Annotated in this window: 16 protein-coding genes; 8 read left to right on the top strand and 8 right to left on the bottom strand. The window is 71.2% G+C overall.

Going from position 1 to position 23,413, the window contains the following annotated elements; all coding sequences use genetic code 11:
• Positions 1-182: 182 nt before the first annotated feature.
• The 4 genes from NLX94_RS19860 (at position 183) to NLX94_RS19875 (ending at position 4,358) form a co-directional block, all read left to right on the top strand.
• Positions 183-1,184: a tetratricopeptide repeat protein gene (locus NLX94_RS19860; protein WP_254384288.1), complete on the top strand. Its 1,002-nt coding sequence runs from the start codon at positions 183-185 to the stop codon at positions 1,182-1,184.
• A 593-nt stretch (positions 1,185-1,777) separates the two neighbouring features.
• A complete protein-coding gene (locus tag NLX94_RS19865) occupies positions 1,778-2,419 on the top strand; it encodes a DUF6230 family protein (protein ID WP_254384289.1) in 642 nt (213 codons plus the stop codon).
• Between the two features lie 111 nt (positions 2,420-2,530).
• Positions 2,531-3,115 carry a DUF6114 domain-containing protein gene (locus tag NLX94_RS19870; RefSeq protein ID WP_254384290.1) on the top strand — a complete coding sequence of 195 codons (585 nt, stop codon included), beginning with the start codon at positions 2,531-2,533 and terminating at the stop codon, positions 3,113-3,115.
• On the top strand, positions 3,105-4,358 hold the full coding sequence (locus NLX94_RS19875; protein ID WP_254384291.1) for a hypothetical protein: 1,254 nt from the start codon (positions 3,105-3,107) through the stop codon (positions 4,356-4,358). Before NLX94_RS19870 ends, NLX94_RS19875 begins: the two co-directional genes overlap by 11 nt.
• A gap of 119 nt (positions 4,359-4,477) precedes the next feature.
• Here the strand turns inward: NLX94_RS19875 and pyk are convergent, their stop codons facing one another.
• The 3 genes from pyk to pta form a co-directional block, all read right to left on the bottom strand.
• Positions 4,478-5,908, bottom strand: a complete 1,431-nt coding sequence (gene pyk / locus NLX94_RS19880) for a pyruvate kinase (protein ID WP_254384292.1) — start codon at positions 5,906-5,908, stop codon at positions 4,478-4,480.
• Positions 5,909-5,971: 63 nt separating this feature from the next.
• Complete coding sequence (locus NLX94_RS19885) at positions 5,972-7,186, bottom strand: acetate kinase (RefSeq protein ID WP_254384293.1); 1,215 nt, start codon at positions 7,184-7,186, stop codon at positions 5,972-5,974.
• A 53-nt stretch (positions 7,187-7,239) separates the two neighbouring features.
• Positions 7,240-9,321: a phosphate acetyltransferase gene (gene pta / locus NLX94_RS19890; RefSeq protein ID WP_254384294.1), complete on the bottom strand. Its 2,082-nt coding sequence runs from the start codon at positions 9,319-9,321 to the stop codon at positions 7,240-7,242.
• Positions 9,322-9,619: 298 nt separating this feature from the next.
• On the opposite strand from pta, the gene NLX94_RS19895 reads away from it, so the two are divergent.
• Complete coding sequence (locus NLX94_RS19895; protein ID WP_254384295.1) at positions 9,620-10,645, top strand: ATP-dependent 6-phosphofructokinase; 1,026 nt, start codon at positions 9,620-9,622, stop codon at positions 10,643-10,645.
• 116 nt (positions 10,646-10,761) lie between these two features.
• Here the strand turns inward: NLX94_RS19895 and NLX94_RS19900 are convergent, their stop codons facing one another.
• A complete protein-coding gene (locus NLX94_RS19900; protein ID WP_254384384.1) occupies positions 10,762-11,385 on the bottom strand; it encodes a helix-turn-helix domain-containing protein in 624 nt (207 codons plus the stop codon).
• Between the two features lie 307 nt (positions 11,386-11,692).
• Between NLX94_RS19900 and NLX94_RS19905 the strand changes: the two genes are divergently transcribed.
• Positions 11,693-12,088: a MerR family transcriptional regulator gene (locus tag NLX94_RS19905; protein WP_254384296.1), complete on the top strand. Its 396-nt coding sequence runs from the start codon at positions 11,693-11,695 to the stop codon at positions 12,086-12,088.
• Positions 12,089-12,113: 25 nt separating this feature from the next.
• Positions 12,114-12,470, top strand: a complete 357-nt coding sequence (locus NLX94_RS19910) for a co-chaperone YbbN (RefSeq protein WP_302169938.1) — start codon at positions 12,114-12,116, stop codon at positions 12,468-12,470.
• Here NLX94_RS19910 and glgB read toward each other — a convergent pair.
• From glgB to NLX94_RS19930, 4 genes are all read right to left on the bottom strand, one after another.
• Positions 12,448-14,796 carry a 1,4-alpha-glucan branching enzyme gene (gene glgB / locus NLX94_RS19915; protein ID WP_254384297.1) on the bottom strand — a complete coding sequence of 783 codons (2,349 nt, stop codon included), beginning with the start codon at positions 14,794-14,796 and terminating at the stop codon, positions 12,448-12,450. The two genes, NLX94_RS19910 and glgB, sit on opposite strands and share 23 nt — an antisense overlap.
• The gene (locus tag NLX94_RS19920; protein WP_374683984.1) at positions 14,793-16,256 is read right to left on the bottom strand and encodes a maltokinase; all 1,464 of its coding nucleotides are present in this window, start codon (positions 16,254-16,256) and stop codon (positions 14,793-14,795) included. The genes glgB and NLX94_RS19920 overlap by 4 nt, the downstream gene beginning before the upstream one ends.
• A 144-nt stretch (positions 16,257-16,400) precedes the next feature.
• Positions 16,401-18,113 carry a maltose alpha-D-glucosyltransferase gene (treS, locus tag NLX94_RS19925; protein ID WP_254384298.1) on the bottom strand — a complete coding sequence of 571 codons (1,713 nt, stop codon included), beginning with the start codon at positions 18,111-18,113 and terminating at the stop codon, positions 16,401-16,403.
• The gene (locus NLX94_RS19930) at positions 18,110-20,104 is read right to left on the bottom strand and encodes an alpha-1,4-glucan--maltose-1-phosphate maltosyltransferase (RefSeq protein ID WP_254384299.1); all 1,995 of its coding nucleotides are present in this window, start codon (positions 20,102-20,104) and stop codon (positions 18,110-18,112) included. The genes treS and NLX94_RS19930 overlap by 4 nt, the downstream gene beginning before the upstream one ends.
• A 475-nt stretch (positions 20,105-20,579) precedes the next feature.
• On the opposite strand from NLX94_RS19930, the gene glgP reads away from it, so the two are divergent.
• Positions 20,580-23,225, top strand: coding sequence for an alpha-glucan family phosphorylase (gene glgP, locus NLX94_RS19935; protein ID WP_254384300.1), 2,646 nt, complete (start codon positions 20,580-20,582; stop codon positions 23,223-23,225).
• Positions 23,226-23,413 lie beyond the last annotated feature (188 nt).

Genomic DNA, 23,413 nt, shown 5'->3' on the forward strand with positions numbered 1-23,413 from the left:
GGAGTTACGCTACGACCCGTAGCGTAAGAGCGGCAACCACGCGAAGAGCTACCGGCGCCAGGTGGGGACCCGGCGCCACAGCACGACCATGCAGCACAACCGCACAGCACGGCAGGTACCGCGATCGGTTCGTTTCGGCCGATCTTTTTCGTCGGCGCGCGCACTCGGGGGAGGATGTACGCATGCAGCCCAGAAACATGTCCATGAGCGGCGTCGTCGACCTCGCCGCGGTGAAGGCGGCCGGTGAGGCCAAGGCCAAGGCCGAGCAGGCCCGCGCCGAGGCGGCCCGGAAGGCCGCTCAGGGCGGTGCGCCCGCGCCCGCCGGGGCCGTTCCGCCGTCCGCGCTCGTCTTCGACACCGACGAGACCCGCTTCGAGAGCCACGTGGTCCCGCTCTCGGGCGAGGTTCCGGTCATCCTCGACTTCCGCGCCGACGGCTTCGACCAGGGGCGGGAGCTGAGCCTGCTGCTGGAGCGGCTCACCCTCGAGGCGAACGGCCGGCTCGCGCTGGCCGCGCTCGATGTCGCCGCCAACCAGAACCTGATCCGCGAGTTCCGCATCCAGGCCCTCCCGGCGGTCTTCGCCGTGGTCGCCGGTCAGGCGATGCCGCTGTTCCAGGACTTCGCCCCCGAGGCCGAGGTCCGCGCGGTCCTGGCCCAGCTGGTCCAGATCGCCGAGGAGCGCTTCGGGGTCCTCGGCGTAGCGGTGGATCCGGGTGCCGAGGGCGCCCCGGGCGCGGGCGCGGTGGAGGCCGAGGAGCCCGCCGGCCCGTACGACGCGCTGCTCGACGAGGCGATCGAGGCGCTGGACGCCGACGACCTGGACGGGGCGGTGCGCGCCTACAAGAACGTACTGGCGGCCGATCCGGCCAACACCGACGCCAAGCTGGGCCTCGCCCAGGCCGAGCTGTTCGCCCGGGTCAAGGACATGAACCCGCAGGCGGTGCGTGCCGCGGCGGCCGAGAACCCGAAGGACCCGGCGGCGCAGATCGCCGCGGCCGACCTGGATCTGGCGGGCGGTCACGTGGCGGACGCCTTCGGGCGGCTGGTGGACACCGTGAAGGTGACGTTCGGTGAGGACCGCGACGCGGTGCGCGTGCGGCTCCTGGAGATGTTCGAAGTGGTGGGTCCGGACAACCCGCTCGTCACCTCGGCCCGTACGGCGCTCGCGCGGGTGCTTTTCTAGCACCGGCACAGGACCGCCACAGCACCGGCACACCACCGGTGATTTGTTGACACAGAGATAAACAGCGGCCGCGCTTTGCCAAAACTTGGCAATCGCGGCCGCTGTTACTCGCAGTAAATCGAACCCCGTGAACTGTCCGGTGTGTTCACTCTTCCCCCGATCTGTCGTGGCCCTCGGTGACACCCTGTGTTGCGGCCCGACGACGACAGGACTCCCTCAGGTTATCTGGCCGTTACCCGCCAGTAACGAACCCCCTTGTGCCCCGCTCGTGAATGGACCACGATCGGCGACGCCCGGTCCTTCCCGCAGAGCCGCTCACCCGGAGCCGCGGTGGAGGGTCCCCACCGGGCCGGCCGGTGGCAGTGGCACCGGCCGTGGGACAGGGGGGTCTCCGTCACACGGCGGGGCCTGTCCCCCCAGGTTGCGCGAACGCGTGGCCAAGTGGTTGTCGCTCGGGGGTGAACGCCGGTGTACGGACGCGGTAGTGCCGCGGCTCGGCCGCTCGCGCTCCTTCCCGAGGACGTAGCACTTCTCCCATCCCAGGACGGGCACCGCCCGGACCGGAGATGTACGTCCGAGAAGGAGGAACGAACATGATTTCCCAGATTCGTGGCGGGACCAGATGGAAGCGCTTCGCGCTCGTCATGGTGCCGAGCATCGCCGCCACGGCGGCGGTCGGTGTGGGTCTGGCGCAGGGTGCCCTCGCGGCGTCCTTCAGCGTCTCGGGCCAGGACTTCAAGGTCAGTGCCGACTCGCTCGAAGGCACTGACATGATCCAGTACGGCAGCGTGGCCGTGGGCGCGACCCTGGACTCGAAAGAGAAGTCCTACCACCCGGTGATCATCTCTGGCTTCAAGGAAGCCAAGATCACCAACATGTGCCAGTCGCTGGTGACGAAGACGCCGCTCGGCAACATCACCATGCAGCTCAAGACGGGCCACAAGGGCACCTCCGCGGTCGCGAAGAACATCTACCTCGACGTCGCCGAGCTCGACGCGGACGCCGTCCTGGGCGACCTCGACATCGGTGTCGCGGCTGGTGACGGCTCGCACGCCACCAAGCCGAAGGAGGGCACGCTGGCGGACGGCGCCCTGTTCTCGCAGCGTGCCAAGACGGCCACGCTGACGAAGGTGCGCCAGAAGGCCTGGGCGACGACGGCGGGTACCTTCACCCTGCCCGACCTCAACCTCCGCCTGTACAACGGCGACAAGCCGTGCTACCAGGACGGGAAGTAGTCCGTCCGGACTCCTGACCGGACGGGCCGGGGGCGGCGGCCACCGTCGTCGTCGGCCCGTCCGGGCTCCACATCGTTCTCCGTACCACCCGTTTCCAGGGAGCTGTTGTCCATGAACCCCCAGGCCCCGGTTTACGTGCGCGCCGAAGACGACGCCTGGCTTACCGTGGTGTACTACCGCTTCCACGCGTGGAGCGGTCACCGCCCCTTCTGGGCAGGTCTGTTCACGCTCCTCGCCGGTGTTCCGATCCTCTACTTCCCGTACGGGGATGTCCGGCTCGGCAACGTCACCCTCGCGATGGCGACGACGACCGGCGCCGGTTCGCTGATCATCGGCATCCTCCTGGTAACGCTGGGGCTGACGCTCTGGTTCCAGCAGGGCGTACGGATCTTCGCGGGCGTCGCCTCGATCCTGCTGGGTCTGGTGTCCCTGCCGATCTCGAACCTCGGCGGCTTCGGTATCGGGTTCATCCTCGCGCTGGTCGGCGGCTGCCTCGCGCTGTCGTGGGCGCCGGGCAAGCCGGCGGACGAGACCGAACCGAGGGACACCAGCGACCCGGCGTACGCCGTGCACCTGGGCAAGACCGAGGCGATGGCGGGCCCCCACGGGGTCCCGGGACAGCGCGACACGGAGACGACGGCATACACGAGCGAGACGACTGCCCACGCCGATGGCGGGAGGAACAGTGCGGGGTGACGAAACGCAACGGGGCGAGGCTCCGGGTGCGGAGTCCCGTGAGAGGAAGGGCCCGCGCCACGCGGCGCCCAGGAAGTCCCTGCTGACGAAGATCCAGATACCCGTCGGCAAGACGATGGCGCTGGCCGCCATGCCGACCGCGGTCTTGGTCGGCATGAGCATGGCTCCGAAGCTGGCCGTGGCCGACGACAAGGAGATCCCCTTCGCGCCCGGACCGTGCGTGACGCGGTCCGACGAGCCCGCGGAGTCGGCTTCCCCGTCGGCGTCGAAGAAGCCTTCCAAGACCCCGTCCAAGACTCCGCGGACGACGCCCGCACCGGGCAAGTCGCCCACGGCAGTGCCTTCGCCGGGCACGAGCCCGTCGGCCCGCAAGCCGGTGGAGGGCGCCGGGAAGCCCGGACTCATGCCGTCGGCGGTCGCCCCGGCCAAGCCGGCCAACCCGCTGGACCCGCTGGGCGTCGGTGACGCGATCAAGGGTCTGGTCGACGACCTCGGCAAGCCCCTCACGGGAGCCGCGGCCGCGCCGTCCCCGACGGCTTCGACCCCGGCCAGGACCACCGCGACCGCTCCGGACCCGGCCGAGGCCGCGATCCGCGATGCCGCGAAGACGGCGGGCGTCACCGTCTCGGAGCTGTCGGAAGAGGTCAAGGGCACCAAGGCCACGCCGAAGGACGAGACGGGCGCCGTCAAGCCGAAGCCCAAGCCGAAGCCGGAAACGGCGACGGAGGGCCCGAAGGGCAAGGGCGGGAAGGAACCCTTCCCGTGCCCGACCTACGACGCCGAGGCGCTGGCCGCGGCCGAACTGGAGCAGGGCATCCCGCTGCTCCCGGACGAGCCCTGGTACCTGGACAGCTCGCTGCTGACCCTCTACGGCCTCGACTACGAGGGCATCGTCGAGGTGAAGACGGCGGGCGGCAAGACCAAGACCGTCCTGAAGTTCACCGCGGACTCGCTGGACATCAAGGACCTCTACCAGACGGTGGGCAAGGGCAAGCACATCGCCCACCTGAAGTCCCGTCCGGGGTCCACCTCGAAGATCCGCGGGGCCAAGGTGACGATGTACACCGAAAGCCTCAAGGGCAACCTCTTCGGGCTGATCCCGATCGAGTTCACGCCGAAGAGCCCGCCGCCCCTGAACGTCCCCTTCGCGTTCTTCACGAACGTCAAGGTCGTCCAGGCCGGCCAGTTCGGCGGCACCCTGACCGTCCCGGGCCTCAAGAACTACATCGGCCCGGCGGAGTAGACGCGTACGGCCTCGCGCGGCCGCACGCACCGAGGGCGGCACCCCGGATCCTCATCGGATCGGGGTGCCGCCCTCGGTCTCTGTGCGGCAGAGTTTCACACGGTGCGGCGGGTGCGACGTCAGTCGCGGGCGCCGCCGCCCAGGTGGTGGACCCGCACCATGTTGGTCGTGCCCGGGACGCCGGGGGGCGAGCCGGCGGTGATGACCATGGTGTCACCGTTGTTGTAGCGCTGGAGCTTGAGCATCTCCACGTCCACGAGGTCGACCATGGCGTCGGTGTTGTCCACGTGCGGGACGACGTAGGACTCGACGCCCCAGCTCAGGGTGAGCTGGTTGCGGGTGTTGACGTCGGTGGTGAAGGCCAGGATCGGCTGGTTCGCGCGGTAGCGCGACAGGCGGCGGGCGGTGTCACCGGAGTGGGTGAAGGCGACCAGGGCCTTGCCGCCCAGGAAGTCCGCGATCTCGCAGGCCGCGCGGGCGACGGCGCCGCCCTGGGTGCGGGGCTTCTTGCCCGGGACCAGCGGCTGCAGGCCCTTGGACAGCAGCTCCTCCTCGGCCGCCTCGACGATCTTCGACATCGTCTTGACGGTCTCGATCGGGTAGGCGCCGACCGAGGACTCGGCGGACAGCATGACCGCGTCCGCGCCGTCGAGGATCGCGTTGGCGACGTCGGAGGCCTCCGCGCGCGTCGGGCGCGAGTTGGTGATCATCGACTCCATCATCTGGGTCGCGACGATCACCGGCTTGGCGTTGCGGCGGCACATCTCCACGAGGCGCTTCTGCACCATCGGGACCTTCTCGAGCGGGTACTCGACGGCGAGGTCGCCACGGGCCACCATGACCGCGTCGAAGGCCGCGACGACGCCCTCCATGTTGGCGACGGCCTGGGGCTTCTCGACCTTGGCGATGACGGGGACCCGGCGGCCCTCCTCGTCCATGACCTTGTGGACGTCCTTGACGTCGTTGGCGTCACGCACGAAGGAGAGGGCGACCATGTCGCAGCCCATCCGCAGGGCGAAGCGGAGGTCGTCGACGTCCTTCTCCGACAGGGCGGGGACGTTGACGGCGGCACCCGGCAGGTTGATGCCCTTGTGGTCCGAGATGACACCGCCCTCGATGACGATGGTCTTGACCCGGGGGCCCTCGACCTCGGTCACCCGGAGCTCGACGTTGCCGTCGTTGATCAGGACCTGGTCGCCCTTGGAGACGTCTCCCGGCAGGCCCTTGTAGGTCGTGCCGCAGATGGACTTGTCGCCCGGGACGTCCTCGGTGGTGATCGTGAACTCGTCACCGCGGACGAGCTCGACGGGACCCTCGGCGAAGGTCTCCAGGCGGATCTTCGGGCCCTGGAGGTCGGCGAGGACGCCGACCGCGCGCCCGGTGTCCTCGGAGACCTTCCGGACGCGGTCGTACCGCTCCTGGTGTTCTGCCTGGGAGCCGTGGCTGAAGTTGAATCGGGCCACGTTCATACCGGCCTCTACGAGAGCTTTCAGCTGCTCGTAAGAGTCGACGGCGGGGCCCAGCGTGCAGACGATTTTGGAACGGCGCATGGAGCGGATCCTATCGGTTTGTTTCGTAGCGGAATATTCCGTCTGGCGGAAAGTCCAAAGTGACTACCCGGTAACCAGCGCGTACGTCTGGCTGGCGATCTCCAGTTCCTCGTCCGTCGGGACCACGGCCACGGCCACCCGCGCGTACTCCGCGGAGACCAGGCGCGGCTCGGGGGACCGTACCGAGTTCGCCTCCAGGTCGAGGGCCAGGCCCAGTTCGGCCAGGCCGGCCAGGGCCATCTCCCGGATCTCGGACGAGTTCTCGCCCACGCCCGCGGTGAAGGCGACCGCGTCCACCCGGCCGAGGACCGCCGAGTAGGCACCGATGTACTTCTTCAGACGGTGGATGTACGAGGCCAGCGCCAGCCGTGCGGAGGCGTCGCCCTCCGCCGCCCGCCGCTGCACCTCGCGCATGTCGTTGTCGCCGCACAGACCCAGCAGACCGCTCTTCTTGTTGAGCAGCGAGTCGATCTCGTCGACGGACATCCCCCCGACCCGGGCCAGGTGGAAGACGACCGCCGGGTCCAGGTCGCCCGAACGGGTGCCCATGACCAGGCCCTCCAGCGGGGTCAGCCCCATGGAGGTCTCCACGCACACCCCGCCGTGCACGGCCGAGGCCGAGGCGCCGTTGCCCAGGTGGAGCACGATCACGTTCACGTCCTCCTCGGCCTTGCCCAGGAGCTCGGCCGTCGCGCGGGCGACGTACGCGTGCGAGGTGCCGTGGAACCCGTACCGCCGGACGGAGTACTTGTCGGCCGTCGCGGCGTCGATCGCGTACCGCGCCACGTGCTCCGGCATGGTCGAGTGGAAGGCCGTGTCGAAGACCGCGACCTGCGGCAGGTCGGGCCGCAGCTCCCGGGCCACCTCGATGCCGGTCACGTTCGCCGGGTTGTGCAGCGGGGCGAGCGGGATCAGCGCGCGGATCTCGGCCAGGACCGCGTCGTCGACCAGCGTCGGGTGGGTGAACTTGGTGCCTCCGTGCACCACCCGGTGGCCCACGGCGGCCAGCTCGGGCGAGTCCAGGCCCAGCCCGTCGGCGGCGAGCTCCGCCGCGACGGCCTGGAGCGCGGCGGTGTGGTCCGCGATCGGGCCCTCCGTGACGCGCTTGCCGCCCGCAGCGCCCGGTCCGGTCAGCGGCTCGTGCGTGAGCCTGGAGGTCTCCTCGCCGATCCGCTCCACCAGGCCGACCGCCAGGCGGGAGGAGTCCGCCATGTCGAGCAGCTGGTACTTCACCGACGAGGAGCCGGAGTTGAGGACGAGTACGCGCGATGCGGTCACGATGGGGGTCTTTCCTTTGCGGTGGGGGCTCGGTGGGTGCGCGGTGGGGCGGCTCAGCCGGCCACGGGCCGGGACTGCGCCTGGATGGCGGTGATGGCCACGGTGGTGACGATGTCCTGGACCAGGGCGCCGCGCGAGAGGTCGTTGACCGGCTTGCGCAGACCCTGCAGGACCGGGCCGACCGCCACGGCGCCGGCCGAGCGCTGCACGGCCTTGTACGTGTTGTTGCCGGTGTTGAGGTCGGGGAAGATCAGCACCGTCGCGCGGCCGGCCACCTCGGACTCGGGCAGCTTGGTCGCGGCGACCGAGGGCTCCACGGCGGCGTCGTACTGGATCGGCCCCTCGATCAGCAGGTCGGGGCGCTGCTCACGGACGATCTCGGTGGCCTTGCGGACCTTGTCCACGTCCGCGCCCGAGCCGGAGGTGCCGGTCGAGTACGAGAGCATCGCGATCCGCGGCTCCAGGCCGAAGGCGGCGGCGGTGGTGGCCGACTGGACGGCGATGTCGGCGAGCTGCTCGGCGTTGGGGTCCGGGTTCACGGCGCAGTCGCCGTAGGCGAGGACCTTGTCGGCCAGGCACATGAAGAAGACCGAGGAGACGATGGACGCGTCGGGCTTGGTCTTGATGATCTCGAAGGCCGGACGGATGGTGGCGGCGGTGGAGTGCACCGAGCCGGAGACCATGCCGTCGGCGAGGCCCTCCTGGACCATCAGGGTGCCGAAGTAGTTGACGTCGGTGACCACGTCGTGGGCCAGCTCGACCGTCATGCCCTTGTGCGCGCGGGCCTTGGCGTAGTACTCGGCGAACCGTTCCCGCAGCGGGGAGGTGGCCGGGTCGATGAGCTGGGCGGCCGAGATGTCGATGCCCAGGTCGGCGGCCTTCTTCGAGATGGCCTGCTCCTCGCCCAGCAGGGTGAGGTCGCAGACCCCGCGGCGCAGCACCACGTCCGCGGCGCGCAGCACGCGCTCCTCGGTGCCCTCGGGGAGGACCACGCGGCGGCGCTCGGCACGGGCCTGCTCCAGCAGCTGGTTCTCGAACATCATCGGCGTGACCCGCTCGGAGCGGGCCACCGAGAGCACCTCGCGCAGCTCGGCGGTGTCCACGTGGCGTTCGAACAGGCCGAGCGCGGTCTCCAGCTTGCGCGGGGTCGCGGAGTTCAGCCGGCTCTGCAGTGCGAAGAGTTCGGCGGCCGTCGGGAAGCTGTTGCCCGCGACCGACACCACCGGGGTGCCCGGAGCCAGCTTGGAGGCCAGCGTCAGGATGTCCTTGCTCGGGCGCTCGTTCAGCGTCAGCAGCACACCGGCGATCGGCGGGGTGCCGGAGGTGTGCGCGGCGAGCGCGCCGACGACCAGGTCGGAGCGGTCCCCGGGGGTGACGACCAGGCAGCCGGGGGTCAGGGCGTTCAGGAAGTTCGGCAGCATGGCTCCGCCGAAGACGAAGTCCAGGGCGTCGCGGGCCAGTCCGGCCTCGTCGCCGAGGAGCACCTCGCCGCCGAGCGCCCGGGTGATCTGGGCGACCGTCGGGGCCGACAGGTGCTTGTCGTCCGGCAGTACGTAACAGGGCACGGGGAGTCGGGCGGCCAGGCGCTCGGCTATCACCTCGCGGTCCTCGGCGGCCACCCGGTTGACGACCATCGCGCCCACGTGGCAGCCCAGGGCCTCGTACGCGCGGTAGGCGTTGCGGGTCTCGGCGCGCACGGCCTCGGCCGGGTGCTTGGTGCCGCCCACGACGGGGATGACCAGCGCGCCCAGCTCGTTGGCGAGGCGGGCGTTGAGCGCCAGCTCGTCCGGGAGGTTGGTGTCGGCGTAGTCGGTGCCGAGGACCAGCATGACCTCGTAGTCGCGGGCCACCTTGTGGTAGCGGCCGACGAGCTGGGAGACCAGTTCGTCGGTGCCCTTCTCGGCCAGGATGGCGGAGGCCTCGTGGTACTCCATGCCGTAGGCCGTCGCGGCGTCCTGTTCGATCCGGTACCGGCCCTTGAGGAGGTCGAAAAGCCGGTCGGGCCCGTCGTGCAACAGGGGGCGGTACACGCCCACCCGGCCTGTCTGGCGGGTCAGGAGCTCCATGATGCCCAGCTCGACGACCTGGCGGCCGTCCCCCCGCTCGATCCCCGTCACGTACACGCTGCGCGTCACGCGTGCTCTCCGTCCCAATTCGAGTCGGTTGTCCCAGTTAATGTGGGCTTGACCTCTTGACAATACCCCTGCGATTCCCTAGGACGCCCGCCGGGAGAAGGGCCCGGAGGAGGGGTCGAAAGGCCCTGCGGGCCCTCACGGGCGGAGTGGCACGGAGGGCGCGCCACCCGGGGCGCGTGGAACAATCGGACAGGGTTCATCAATACGCCCGTCATACGGCACCTCATATGCAAGACCGACCGGCTGTCCGCCCGCACGCGAACGGCCAGGTACGACCAGGAGCAGGAGACACAGCACGATGCGTATCGGAGTTCTCACCGCAGGCGGCGACTGTCCGGGCCTGAACGCTGTCATCCGGTCGGTCGTACACCGTGCCGTGGTCGGGCACGGCGACGAGGTCATCGGCTTCGAGGACGGCTTCAAGGGCCTCCTCGACGGCAATTTCCGCCCCCTCGACATCAACGCGGTCAGCGGCATCCTCGCCCGCGGCGGCACGATCCTCGGATCGGCCCGCATGGAGCGCGCCCGCCTCCACGAAGCGGCCGAGAACGCCGTCGAGCTGGCGAAGCGCTACGGCATCGACGCGCTGATCCCGATCGGCGGCGAGGGCACGCTGACCGCCGCCCGGATGCTGTCGGACGCCGGAATGCCGGTCGTCGGCGTACCGAAGACCATCGACAACGACATCTCCTCCACCGACCGCACCTTCGGCTTCGACACCGCCGTCATGGTCGCCACGGAGGCCATCGACCGCCTCAAGACCACCGCCGAATCGCACCAGCGCGTCATGGTCGTCGAGGTCATGGGCCGGCACGCGGGCTGGATCGCCCTGGAGTCCGGCATGGCCGGCGGCGCCCACGGAATCTGCCTGCCGGAGCGTCCGTTCGAGGTGGACGCCTTGGTCAAGATGGTGGAGGAACGGTTCGCCCGCGGCAAGAAGTTCGCCGTCATCTGCGTGGCCGAAGGCGCGCACCCGGCCGAGGGCTCCATGCCGTACGAGAAGGGCGCGATCGACCAGTACGGCCACGAGCGCTTCGCCGGCATCGGCAACCGCCTCGCCGTCGAGCTGGAGCACCGCCTCGGCAAGGAGGCCCGCCCCGTCATCCTCGGCCACGTCCAGCGCGGCGGCACCCCCACCGCCTACGACCGCGTCCTCGCGACCCGCTTCGGCTGGCACGCCGTCGAGGGCGTCCACCGCGGCGCGTTCGGCAACATGACCGCCCTGCGCGGCACCGACATCGTCATGGCCCCGCTGGCCGACGCCGTCACCGAGCTGAAGACCGTCCCCGAGGACCGCATGTACGAGGCCGAGTCCGTCTTCTGACCGTCCCGGCGGCCGGGACTTCCGTCCCGAATTCCGGCGCCGAAAGGCCCCGATCGCGTCCTCCTCCGGACGCGGTCGGGGCCTTTCCCGTAAGGGGGCCGCGGGCGAAATGTGTCCTACGCCGCACCGCCGGCGAGGGCCCAGAACCGGTCCACGATGCCCTCCAGGTATTCACGCCCCGAGTCGCCGCTGCCGGCCTCGCCCTGACCGCCGCCCCAGCTGAGGGTGGCCACCATCCGCGACTGGTACTCGGCGTGCAGCTGCTCCAGCACCCGCTCCAGGTGCGCCTTGGGCACCGGGAGCAGCTTGGCCAGCGGCTTCACGTACGCCTGCCAGCGGGTGGTCACCCCGCTGCGCAGCAGCTCTGCCAGCTCCTCGTGCTTGCCGGTCGCCGTCACGAACTGGGCCAGCGTCAGCCCCAGCGCCGTCGCCAGGGCGGCGGACTGCCGCTCGTTGCCCTTCCAGCGGCCGGTGTCCTCCATCTTCTGGTACGCACCCGCCTCCACGCCGACCCGGCGGGCCAGGTCCTCGGCGGCCAGACCCCGGGCGATGCGGTGCTCCCGCAGGGTGACGGGCTCGGCGAGCAGCTCGCCGGGGGAACACCACAGGACGCCGGCCAGAGCGGTGAGCTCGGTGGAGGTGGGCGAGATCTCGCCACGCTCCCACGCCATCACGGTCTCGGGAGTGACGAGCAGTCCGTACTGGGCCCGCAGGCCATAGGCGACATGACCGGGAGCCATGCCCAGGGCCGCGCGGAGACGACGCGCGGCGGGGGCATTGAAGGGGGGGCTGGAGTGCACATGGCACACCGTAGGAGTGGCCGAGGCACGGCGACTACAGACCAAACAAACAAGCCCATAACTCGTAGGAACGTCCTATGGAGTTAAGGACTTTGGACGGTTTTCCCTGCGACTGTCCGGTAATCGGATCGATCGGTGATCCACTTCCTAGCGTACGTTTCCAGCCGTGCGCAGCGATACCCCCGTGCGCGATCCCCTCACACAACCTCCTTCCCTTGACGTCGGGGTCAAGGAATACGGTCGGGCCATGCGCATCGGCGAACTGGCCGGGCGGGCGGGCACCAGCACCCGGACCCTCCGGTACTACGAGTCGCGGGGGCTGCTCCCCGCCCGGCGGGACGGCAACGGACACCGCACCTACGACGAGGACGACCTGCGGCTGCTCCGCCAGATCCGCACGCTCCAGGACTTCGGCTTCGACCTGGAGGAGACCCGCCCGTTCGTGGAATGCCTGCGCGCCGGGCACCCGTCCGGCGACTCCTGCCCGGCCTCGCTGGCCGTCTACCGGCGCAAGCTCACCGAACTGGACGCCCTGATCGGCCGCCTCGGCGAGGTCCGCGACCAGGTCGCGAACCAGCTCGCCGAAGCCGAGGCCGAAGCAGAAGCCGAAGCGGCACCGCCCAGATGCGAGATGACCGGCTGACCGGCCGGAACGAGAGGGGAAAAAGATGAAGGCCCACGCAGTGGCCGAAGTGACCGACGCGGACTTCGAGGAGGAGGTGCTCGCCGAGCGCGGCCGGCCCGTCCTGGTGAAGTTCACCGCCGACTGGTGCGGCCCGTGCCGCCAGCTCGCACCCGTCCTGTCCGCCCTCGCCGCCGAAGAGGCCTCCCGCCTCAAGGTCGTCCAGATCGACGTGGACAGGAACCCCGCCACCCTCGTGCGCTACGGGGTGCTGTCCACGCCGACCCTGCTCGTCTTCCGCGACGGCGAACCCGTCCAGCAGATGGTCGGAGCCCGCGCCAAGCGCAGGCTCCTCCAGGAGCTGGAAGGGGTCCTCGCCGCTACCGCCGGGGCATCGGGCTGAGCCAGAGCGTCGCCAGGGGCGGGAGGGTCAGCCGCAGGCTGGCCGCCCGGCCCTGCGCGGGCACCGGCTCGGGCCGCACCGGCTGGGTGTGGTGGACGCCGCTGCCGCCGTAGGCCTCCAGGTCGGTGTTCAGCACCTCCCGCCACAGCGGCACCTCCTCCGGGACCCCGACCCGGTAGCCGTGCCGGACCACCGGGGAGAAGTTCGAGACGCACAGCAGCTGCGAGCCGTCCTGGGCGAAGCGCAGGAAGGCGAAGACGTTGTCCTCCGCCGCGTCCGCCTCCACCCAGGCGAACCCCTCCGGCACCGAGTCCCGCTCCCACAGGGCCGGAGCCGCCCGGTAGGTCCGGTTCAGCTCGCCCACGAGGCTGCGTACGCCCCGGTGGTCACCGGCCGCCGCGTACGAGGAGTCCAGCAGCCACCAGTCCGGGCCGTACGTCTCGGACCACTCCGAGCCCTGCGCGAACTCCTGCCCCATGAAGAGCAGCTGCTTGCCCGGGTGGGCCCACATGAAGCCCAGGTACGCCCGGTGCGCGGCCCGCTGCTGCCACCAGTCCCCGGGCATCTTCGACACCAGCGAGCCCTTGCCGTGCACCACCTCGTCGTGCGAGATCGGCAGCACGTAGTTCTCGCTGAACGCGTAGACCATTCCGAAGGTCATGTCGTGGTGGTGGTACTTGCGGTGCACCGACTCCCTGGACGCGTAGCGCAGGGTGTCGTGCATCCAGCCCATGTTCCACTTCAGGCCGAAGCCGAGCCCGCCGGTGTCGGTGGGCTGCGTGACGCCCGGCCACGCCGTGGACTCCTCGGCGATCGTCACCACGCCCGGGCAGCGCCGGTAGACGGTGGCGTTCATCTCCTGGAGCATCGCCACCGCGTCCAGGTTCTCCCGGCCGCCGTGCTCGTTCGGCGTCCACTCGCCGTCCTTGCGGGAGTAGTCGAGGTAGAGCATCGAGGCCACCGCGTCCACGCGCAGCCCGTCCACGTGGAACTCCTGGCACCAGTACACGGCGTTCGCCACGAGGAAGTTGCGCACCTCGCGGCGCCCGTAGTCGAACTCCAGCGTCCCCCAGTCCGGGTGCGCGGCCCGCTGCGGATCGTGGTGCTCGTACAGGGGCCGCCCGTCGAACTCGGCGAGCGCCCAGTCGTCGCGCGGGAAGTGCGCCGGCACCCAGTCGACGATCACCCCGATCCCGGCCCGGTGCAGCGCGTCCACCAGGAAGCGGAAGTCGTCCGGGGTGCCCATCCGGGAGGTCGGCGCGTAGAAGCCGGTGACCTGGTAGCCCCAGGAGCCGCCGAAGGGGTGCTCGGCGACCGGCATGAACTCCACGTGCGTGAAGCCGAGCTCCGTCACGTACGCGGGCAGCTGCTCGGCCAGCTGCCGGTACGAGAGCCCCGGCCGCCAGGACGCCAGGTGCAGCTCGTACACGGAGAAGGGGGCCTGGTGCGGCGGGCGCTCCCCGCGCTTCGCCATCCACTCCGCGTCCTGCCAGACGTAGGAGGAGGAGGTCACCACCGAGGCGTTGGCCGGGGGGACCTCGGCGTGCTGCGCCATCGGGTCCGCGCGCAGGGTGTGCGAGCCGTCCGGGCGGGTGATGTCGTACTTGTACAGGGCGCCCTCGCCGACGCCGGGCAGGAACAGCTCCCACACGCCGGTGGAACCGAGCGAGCGCATCGGGTGGGCGACGGAGTCCCAGTACGAGAAGTCCCCGCTGACCCGCACCCCCTGCGCGTTCGGCGCCCACACCGTGAACCGGGTGCCCGCCACGCCCTGGTGCTCCATCGGCTCCGCGCCGAGCGCCGTCCACAGCTCCTCGTGCCGGCCCTCGCCGATCAGGTGCAGATCGAGCTCGCCGAGCGCGGGCAGGAACCGGTAGGGGTCGTGGACCTCCACCTCGTCGCTGTCGTACGTCACCAGGAGCCGGTAGTCCGGCACCCCGGCCAGCGGCAGCAGCCCGGAGAACAGCCCGTCGCCCTCGTCGAGGAGCGCGGCCCGCAGCCCCTTGGCCACGATGGTGACCGCCTTCGCGTACGGGCGCAGCACCCGGAAGGAGACCCCGCCCCGCCGGGTGCGGGCCCCGAGCACCGCGTGCGGATCGTGGTGGCGCCCCTCCAGCAGCCGGGCCCGTTCCTCCGCGTCCAGCGCCGGCACCGGCCGGACCCCGCGCGGCGGGGCCGCCCGCCGGGCCCTCGGGGCCCGGGGCTTCTTCGCGGGCTCGGCGGCGCCGGTGGCGGCGGCCGCGGTGTCGACGGCAACGGTGTCGACGGTGACGGCGGACGGGGCTTCGGCGCGGACGGTCGGTGACGGCTGTCGTGCGGCGCTCACGCGAGCGGCCTCCTCGGGGGCTTCGGGTGGGGGGTGGCGGAACCGGGGATGAGGGGAAGCGTGCGGTGGGAGGGCGGCCGCTGCGGCTCCGACAGCCGCCGGATCGCCGCCATCGGCACGTGCAGCCAGTCGGGGCGGTGCCGGGACTCGTAGCGGGCCTCGTACACCGCCTTGTCGGTCTCGTAGGCGCGCAGCAGTACGGGGTCCTCGCGCGGATCCCGGCCGGTGGTGCGGGCGTAGCCCTCGCAGAAGGCGGCCCGGCAGGCGTCCGCCCAGGCGGGGGCGAAGGGCCGGTGCGAGCGGGCGGCGTAGTCGAAGGAGCGCAGTATCCCGGCGATGTCCCGGACCGCCGGCTCGGGCCGCCGCCGGTCGGCCAGCGGCCGGGCCGGCTCCCCCTCGAAGTCGATCAGCGCCCAGCTGCCGTCCGCGGTGCGCAGGGTCTGGCCCAGGTGCAGGTCCCCGTGGATCCGCTGGGCGCGGACCCCCGTCCCGCGGGCGGCGGCCAGCGCGTCGAAGGCCCCGCGCAGTCCCGCCTCGTAGGGGCGCAGGGCCGGTACCTCGCGGGCGGTGGCGGCGAGCCGGGCCGTCATCCCGGCGGCGAGCCGGGCCGTCTGCTCCGGTCCCAGCGCGAGGGTGGGCAGGGCCCCGGCCAGCGCGCTGTGCACCTCGGCGGTGGCCCGGCCCAGCGCGTACGCCTCGGAGGTGAAGTCGGCTCCGGTGCGCAGCCGGTGCAGCGCGAGCTGCCAGCCGTCGTCGGAGCCGCGCAGGTAGGGCTGGAGCACGCCCAGGGTCAGCGGTTCGGAGCCGGGCAGCTCGGCCTCGTACCAGGCGACCGGCGCGGGCACCCGGGCGCAGCCGGCGGCGGCCAGGGCGCGGGGCAGCTCCAGGTCGGGATTGACCCCGGGGCCGACCCGCCTGAAGACCTTCAGGATGTACGAATCCCCGTAGATCAGCGAGGAGTTGGTCTGTTCCCCGGACAGCGGCCGGGGGGCGGGAGCCTCCGGGATCACGGCGGCCGGGTCCCGGTCGAAGCGGAGCGGGCCGAGGGTGCCGGGGGAGCGCAGCCGCTCCAGCAGCAGCGAAGCGAGCCGGGGATCGCCCAGCCCCTCGTAGACCGACTGGCCGGCGTACGGGCCCTGCTCGGCGCGGCCGATCAGCGCGGGCGCGAGGGCCGGCGGCAGCGGGCTCGGGCGGATCCCGAGCAGCAGCTGGTAGCAGTCCCCGTCCACGTCCAGCAGCAGGTGCAGCAGTCCGGGGGAGGATCCGGGCGGCAGCAGTTCGGCCGCCGAGATGCTTCTGAGCCGTCCGATGGCGCGGCCCTTGCCCGCGAACCAGCGCTGCGCGGGCAGCCAGGCCCGCAGCATCGGTTCCAGCGGACCCAGCCCGGGTCCCGGCCCGAGCCCCGGCCCCGCGGCCCGGTCGGCGGTGAGCCGATCCCGGGCGGATGCAGCCTCCGACATGGCGTCGCGTCCTTTCCCCGGGCCGTCAAAGAATGCGCAGAGTGTCCCGGATCGCGATGTTTGCTTCTCCGGTGTGATCGAGTGTCGGGTCAGGATGGTCCGTACAGGGGCGGGCGATTGACCCATTCGCCCGCCCTCGTGCGTCTACGCGCGCGGCTGCTGCGCTTCCGAGCGCAGGCGGAACCAGTAGAAGCCGTGGCCCGCCAGGGTCAGCAGGTACGGCCATTCGCCGATCGGCGGGAAGCGGACGTCGCCGGTGAGTTCCACCGGGACCCGCCCGTTGAACGACCGCAGGTCCAGCTCGGTGGGCTGCGCGAAGCGCGAGAAGTTGTGCACGCACAGCACCAGGTCGTCCCCGTACTCACGGAGAAAGGCGAGCACCGCCGGGTTGGACGAGGGCAGTTCGGTGTACGAGCCGAGTCCGAAGGCCGGGTTGGCCTTGCGGACCTCGATCATCCGGCGGGTCCAGTGCAGCAGCGAAGACGGTGAGGCCATCGCCGCTTCGACATTGGTCACCTGGTACCCGTGGACCGGGTCCATGATGACCGGCAGGTTCAGCCTGCCCGGATCGCACGAGGAGAAACCGGCGTTGCGGTCCGGGGTCCACTGCATGGGCGTGCGCACGCCGTCGCGGTCACCGAGCCAGATGTTGTCGCCCATGCCGATCTCGTCGCCGTAGTACAGCACCGGCGAACCGGGCAGCGACAGCAGCAGGGCGGTGAACAGCTCCATCTGGTTGCGGTCGTTGTCCAGCAGCGGGGCGAGCCGGCGCCGGATGCCGATGTTGGCCCGCATCCGCGGGTCCTTGGCGTACTCGGCGTACATGTAGTCGCGCTCTTCGTCCGTGACCATCTCGAGGGTGAGCTCGTCGTGGTTGCGCAGGAAGATGCCCCACTGGCAGCGGTCCGGGATCGCCGGGGTCTTGGCCAGGATTTCGGAGACGGGGTAGCGCGACTCTCTTCGTACCGCCATGAAGATGCGCGGCATGACGGGGAAGTGGAAGGCCATGTGGCACTCGTCCCCGCCCTTCTGGAAGTCCCCGAAGTAGTCGACGACGTCCTCGGGCCACTGGTTGGCCTCGGCGAGCAGCACGGTGTCCGGGTAGTGCGCGTCGATCTCGGCGCGGACCGCCTTGAGGAGGGTGTGGGTGCGCGGCAGGTTCTCGCAGTTGGTGCCCTCCTCCGCGTACAGGTAGGGCACGGCGTCCAGGCGGAAGCCGTCGATCCCGAGGTCGAGCCAGAAGCGCAGCGCGGAGACGATCTCCTCGACCACGGCCGGGTTCTCGTAGTTGAGGTCCGGCTGGTGGGAGAAGAACCGGTGCCAGTAGTACTGCTTGCGGACCGGGTCGTACGTCCAGTTGGAGGTCTCGGTGTCGACGAAGATGATGCGGGCGTCCTGGAACTGCTTGTCGTTGTCGGCCCACATGTAGTAGTCGCCGTAGGGCCCGTCCGGGTCCTTGCGGGACTGCTGGAACCACTCGTGCTGATCGCTCGTGTGGTTCATCACGAAGTCGATGATCACCCGCATGCCGCGGGTGTGCGCCGCGTCCACGAACTCCACGAAGTCGGCGAGGTCGCCGAATTCGGGCAGCACGGAGGTGTAGTCGGCGACGTCGTAGCCCCCGTCGCGCAGGGGTGAGGCGAAGAACGGCGGCAGCCACAGGCAGTCGACGCCGAGCCACTGGAGGTAGTCCAGCTTGGCGGTGAGCCCCTTGAGGTCACCCACGCCGTCGCCGTTGCTGTCGTGGAAGGACCGTACGAGGACCTCGTAGAAGACCGCCCGCTTGAACCAGTCGGGATCGCGGTCCTTGGCGGGGGTGTCCTCGAAGGTGTCGGGGACGGGATCGTTGATCATCATGAGATGGGTGACCCTCCGGTGGGCGGGGACGGTCGCAGAGCCGCCAGTACGTGCGCGGGCGTGCGGCCCGGTTCCAGGCGCACGTAGTTGGCCCTGCCCCAGTGATAGGTCTCGCCGGTGAGCTCGTCGCGCACCGCGAGGGACCCGTGCCAGTCGAGGCCGAGTACCGGCATGTCCAACGAGACCGTCGCCTCCTGGGTGTGGTGCGGATCGAGGTTGACGACCACCAGTACGGAATTGCCCCCGGAGTGCTTCGAATAGGCGATCACCTGTTCGTTGTCGGTCGGGTGGAAATGGATGTCGCGCAGCTGCTGGAGCGCGGGGTTGCGCCGGCGCAGCCGGTTCAGGGCGGTGATCAGCGGGGCGATGGTGCGGCCCTCGCGGTCGGCGGCGGCCCAGTCGCGCGGGCGCAGCTCGTACTTCTCGGAATCCAGGTACTCCTCGCTGCCCTCCTTGACCGGGGTGTTCTCGCAGAGCTCGTAACCGGCGTAGACCCCCCAGGTCGGGGAGAGGGTGGCGGCGAGGACCGCGCGGACCTCGAAGGCGGGACGGCCGCCGTGCTGAAGGTAGGCGTGCAGGATGTCGGGGGTGTTGACGAAGAAATTCGGCCGCATGACGGAGGCGGACCGGGTGTCCGCGAGCTCGGTCAGGTACTCCGTCAGCTCGGCCTTGGTGTTGCGCCAGGTGAAGTACGTGTAGGACTGCTGGAAGCCGACGGCGGCGAGGGTCCGCATCATCGCGGGACGGGTGAAGGCCTCCGCGAGGAAGATCACGTCGGGGTCGGACTTGTTGATGTCCGCGATCACCTTCTGCCAGAAGACCACCGGCTTGGTGTGCGGGTTGTCGACCCGGAAGATGCGGACGCCGTGCTCCATCCAGTGCCGCAGGATCCGCACCGTCTCCGCCACGATGCCGGCCATGTCGGCGTCGAAGTGGATCGGCACGATGTCCTGGTACTTCTTCGGCGGGTTCTCCGCGTACGCGATCGTGCCGTCGGCGCGGTGGCGGAACCACTCCGGGTGCTTCTCCACCCACGGGTGGTCCGGGGAGCACTGCAGGGCGAAGTCGAGCGCCACCTCGATGCGCAGCTCGCGGGCCCTGGCGACGAAGGCGTCGAAGTCCTCCAGGGTGCCGAGCTCGGGGTGGACCGCATCGTGGCCGCCCTCGGTGGAGCCGATGGCCCAGGGCACACCCGGATCCCAACTGCCCGCCGACAGCGTGTTGTTCGGGCCCTTGCGGAAAGTGCTCCCGATCGGGTGGATCGGCGGCAGGTACACCACGTCGAAGCCCATCGCGGCGATCGCCGGCAACCGCTCGGAGGCGGTCCGGAAGGTCCCGCTCACGGGAGCCGCGCCGGGCTCCAGCACCGCCCCCTCCGACCGGGGGAACATCTCGTACCAGGAACCGAAGAGGGCCCGCTTGCGCTCGACCAGCAGCGGCAGCGGCTTGGAGGCCGTCACCAGCTCCCGGAGCGGACGCTTCGCGAGCAGCGCGTCGATGCGCGGGCCGAGGGCCGCCGCGTACCGCTCGGCGACGGGCCGGTCCTCGTCCCGCATCACGTCGGCGGCGGCCAGCACGTGCTCGCGGCCGTCCCGCTTGGGAATCTTGGCCGCGGCCCGCTCGTACAGCTCGGCGCCCTCCAGGAGGGTGAGCCCGGTGTCGATCCCGGCCGGGATCTTCACCGCCGCGTGGGCCCGCCAGGTGCCCACCGGGTCGCTCCACGCCTCGACGGTGTAGGTCCACCTCCCCTCGACCTCGGCGGACACCCGCGCCCCCCACCGGTCGGTCCCGGGAGCGAGCTCGGACAGGGGCACGGGGGGCCGCAGCCGCCCGCTCGGATCTCGGAGCACGACATGGGCCGCCACGGCGTCGTGCCCCTCGCGGAACACGGTGGCGGAAATCTCGAAGACCTCGTCCACGACCGCCTTGGCGGGTCTGACGCCGCAGTCGACGGCGGGGCGGACGTCCAGCACGGGAATGCGACCGATCATGATGGGATCACCTGGGGGCAGTTCGCAGGGCTCGGTGACAACAGGCCAGCCGGCATGGCGGCTGGTAGTGCACGCTCTGTTCGCTCTGTTTCTAGCTGCTCGGAAGACGGCTGGGCTGCGGGCATGGCCGCTCCTGTCCGCGTTCACTCGGGTGGCGGGAGAGGTCGGGGGAGGGTGCGCCGTGCGCGTACCCGGGGAGCCCTTCCCACTCCAGCCCGACCCATGCCGCGTGTTCGGTTAACTACTCGTACGTACTGGAACGCCTGCCCGGTCGCCGATCCCCGACACCTGCCGATGCTCCGTCAACTCCAGGAGGACTACCGGATGTCCACCGGCCCGCGGATCCCCGGCGGAGGGCCGCCCGAGGCGCCATGGCCGGGGGAGGGGGAGGGCGCTAGCCTTCCGAGGGTGACGCTCGCGGTGCACAGCGTGGTGCGGCCGCTCCGATCCGTAATCCCCTGCGAAGGTGGAACGCGTGAAGGCTATCCGTCGATTCACCGTGCGCCCCGTCCTCCCCGAGACCCTCTCGCCGCTCGCCGACCTCGCGCGCAACCTGCGCTGGTCCTGGCACGCCGAGACCCGTGAACTGTTCCAATCCGTCGATCCCGAGGGCTGGCAAGCCGCCGGCGGGGATCCCGTCCGGCTGCTCGGCGCCGTGTCCGCCGCGCGGATCGCCGAGCTCGCGGGGGACCGGCGGTTCCTGCGGCGGCTCGCCGTCGCCGCCGCCGACCTCGATGACTACGTCCACGGCGGGAGGTGGTACCAGAGCCACGAGGCCGCCGCCGAGCTGCCCGCCGGCATTGCCTACTTCTCGCCCGAGTTCGGGATCACCGCCGCCCTGCCCCAGTACTCCGGCGGGCTCGGGATCCTCGCCGGGGACCACCTCAAGGCCGCCAGCGACCTCGGCGTCCCCCTCATCGGTGTCGGACTGCTGTACCGGCACGGGTACTTCCGCCAGTCGCTCTCCCGCGACGGCTGGCAGCAGGAGCACTATCCGGTGCTCGACCCCAACGAACTGCCCGTCGCGCTGGTGCGCGAGGAGGACGGCTCACCCGCGCGGGTGTCCCTGAGCCTCCCCGGCGGCCGGGCCCTGCACGCGCACGTCTGGCAGGCCCGCGTCGGCCGGGTGCCGCTGCTGCTCCTCGACTCCGACGTCGAGGACAACGACGCCGCCGCCCGCGAGGTGACCGACCGGCTGTACGGCGGCGGGAGCGACCACCGGCTGCTGCAGGAGATGCTGCTCGGGATCGGCGGGGTGCGGGCCGTCCGGGCCTACTGCCGGATCACCGGGCATCCCGACCCCGAGGTCTTCCACACCAACGAGGGCCACGCCGGGTTCCTGGGGCTGGAGCGCATAAGGGAACTGGAGGGGCAGCAGGGGCTCGGCTTCGACGCCGCCGTCGAAGCGGTGCGCGCGGGGACCGTGTTCACCACGCACACCCCCGTCCCCGCCGGCATCGACCGCTTCGACCGGGCCCTGGTCGCCCGCCACTTCGGCGAGGGCGGTGAACTGGCCGGCGTACCCGTCGACCGGATCCTCGCCCTCGGCGCCGAGTCGTACCCCGGCGGCGACCCCGGGGTGTTCAACATGGCGGTGATGGGCCTGCGCCTGGCCCAGCGGGCCAACGGGGTGTCCACCCTGCACGGCGCCGTCAGCCGCGGGATGTTCGCCGGGCTGTGGCCGGGCTTCGACCCCGCCGACGTCCCCATCACCTCCGTGACCAACGGCGTGCACGCCCCGACCTGGGTGGCGCCCGAGGTGGTCCGGCTCGGCGCGCGGCAGATCGGCGCCGGCCGCACCGAGGACGCGCTCTCCGTCGGCGGCTCGCAGCGCTGGGACGCCGTCGCCGACATCCCCGACCAGGACGTCTGGGACCTGCGCCGGGTGCTCAGGGAGCAGCTAGTCCAGGAGGTACGGGACCGCCTGCGCGCCTCCTGGCGCCAGCGCGGGGCCGCCGCTGCCGAGCTCGGCTGGGTGGACTCCGTCCTCGACCCGGACGTGCTGACCATCGGCTTCGCCCGCCGGGTGCCGTCCTACAAGCGGCTCACGCTGATGCTGCGCGACCCCGACCGGCTGCGCCGCCTGCTGCTGGACCCGGACCGGCCCGTCCAGATCGTGGTCGCGGGCAAGGCGCACCCGGCCGACGACGGCGGGAAGCGGCTCGTCCAGGAGCTGGTGCGGTTCGCGGACGACCCCCGCGTGCGCCACCGGATCGTGTTCCTGCCCGACTACGGCATGGCCATGGCCCAGAAGCTCTACCCGGGCTGCGACGTCTGGCTGAACAACCCGCTGCGCCCGCTGGAGGCCTGCGGCACCAGCGGGATGAAGGCGGCGCTCAACGGCTGCCTCAACCTGTCCGTGCTGGACGGCTGGTGGGACGAATGGTTCGAGCCGGACTTCGGCTGGGCCATCCCGACCGCCGACGGACTCGGCGCGGACGAGGACCGCCGCGACGACCTGGAGGCGAACGCCCTCTACGACCTGATCGAGGGCCGGGTCGCCCCCCGGTTCTACGACCGGGCCGGACAGGCCGGACTCCCGGTGCGGTGGATCGAGATGGTCCGGCGCACCCTCGTCTCCCTGGGGCCCAAGGTGCTCGCGGGGCGCATGGTGCGGGAGTACGTGGAGCGGCTCTACGCTCCGGCCGCGCTCTCCCACCGCGCCCTCACCCCGGACGCGGCGCGGGACCTCGCCTGGTGGAAGGGGCGGGTCCGCGCGGCCTGGCCGCAGCTCGCCGTCGAGCACGTGGAGGCCCTGACCGCGGGCCCGGTCGGCGGCACCGCCGAACTCGGGGCCACCCTCACCCTGCGCGTGCAGGTCTCCCTCGACGCGCTGGCCCCCGAGGACGTGGAGGTGCAGGCCGTCGCGGGCCGGGTCGACGCGCAGGACGTGATCCAGGGCGGGCGGGCCTTCCCGCTCAAGCCCGCCGGCGGACCCGACCTGGAGGGCCGCTGGCTGTACGAGGGCCCGCTCGCCCTCGACCGTACGGGGCCCTTCGGCTACACCGTACGGATCCTGCCCTCGCACCCGCTGCTGGCGACCCCGGCCGAACTGGGACTGGTCGCCGGCCCCGCCGCGGGCACGGACACGGACGCGGGGGGCGGAGTCGTGCTGCGCTGACGGCCCCGGCCCGCCCGAACGACCCGAACGCCCCGAATCCCGTGCGGATCCGGGGCGTTCGGCTGTCCGGCTCCGGAGGGGACCGGGAGGGTGAACCTTCGAACGCGCTGCCGTGCCGAATCGCTTCTCCACGGGCTTCCGCTCCTACGCTGCCCGCGGATGCCGACCGCACCGGGCAGGCATCCGCA

This window comes from Streptomyces sp. TBY4 (genome assembly GCF_024213195.1).
Taxonomy (GTDB): Bacteria; Actinomycetota; Actinomycetes; order Streptomycetales; family Streptomycetaceae; genus Streptomyces.

What these genes read in the sequence shown, in the direction of transcription:
- NLX94_RS19860 (WP_254384288.1), top strand. Translation starts at nt 183, where the DNA reads ATGCAGCCCAGAAACATGTCCATGAGCGGCGTCGTCGACCTCGCCGCG.
- NLX94_RS19865 (WP_254384289.1), top strand. Translation starts at nt 1,778, where the DNA reads ATGATTTCCCAGATTCGTGGCGGGACCAGATGGAAGCGCTTCGCGCTC.
- NLX94_RS19870 (WP_254384290.1), top strand. Translation starts at nt 2,531, where the DNA reads ATGAACCCCCAGGCCCCGGTTTACGTGCGCGCCGAAGACGACGCCTGG.
- pyk (WP_254384292.1), bottom strand. Translation starts at nt 5,908, where the DNA reads ATGCGCCGTTCCAAAATCGTCTGCACGCTGGGCCCCGCCGTCGACTCT.
- NLX94_RS19895 (WP_254384295.1), top strand. Translation starts at nt 9,620, where the DNA reads ATGCGTATCGGAGTTCTCACCGCAGGCGGCGACTGTCCGGGCCTGAAC.
- NLX94_RS19900 (WP_254384384.1), bottom strand. Translation starts at nt 11,385, where the DNA reads ATGGCTCCCGGTCATGTCGCCTATGGCCTGCGGGCCCAGTACGGACTG.
- NLX94_RS19905 (WP_254384296.1), top strand. Translation starts at nt 11,693, where the DNA reads ATGCGCATCGGCGAACTGGCCGGGCGGGCGGGCACCAGCACCCGGACC.
- NLX94_RS19910 (WP_302169938.1), top strand. Translation starts at nt 12,114, where the DNA reads ATGAAGGCCCACGCAGTGGCCGAAGTGACCGACGCGGACTTCGAGGAG.
- NLX94_RS19920 (WP_374683984.1), bottom strand. Translation starts at nt 16,256, where the DNA reads ATGTCGGAGGCTGCATCCGCCCGGGATCGGCTCACCGCCGACCGGGCC.
- treS (WP_254384298.1), bottom strand. Translation starts at nt 18,113, where the DNA reads ATGATGATCAACGATCCCGTCCCCGACACCTTCGAGGACACCCCCGCC.
- NLX94_RS19930 (WP_254384299.1), bottom strand. Translation starts at nt 20,104, where the DNA reads ATGATCGGTCGCATTCCCGTGCTGGACGTCCGCCCCGCCGTCGACTGC.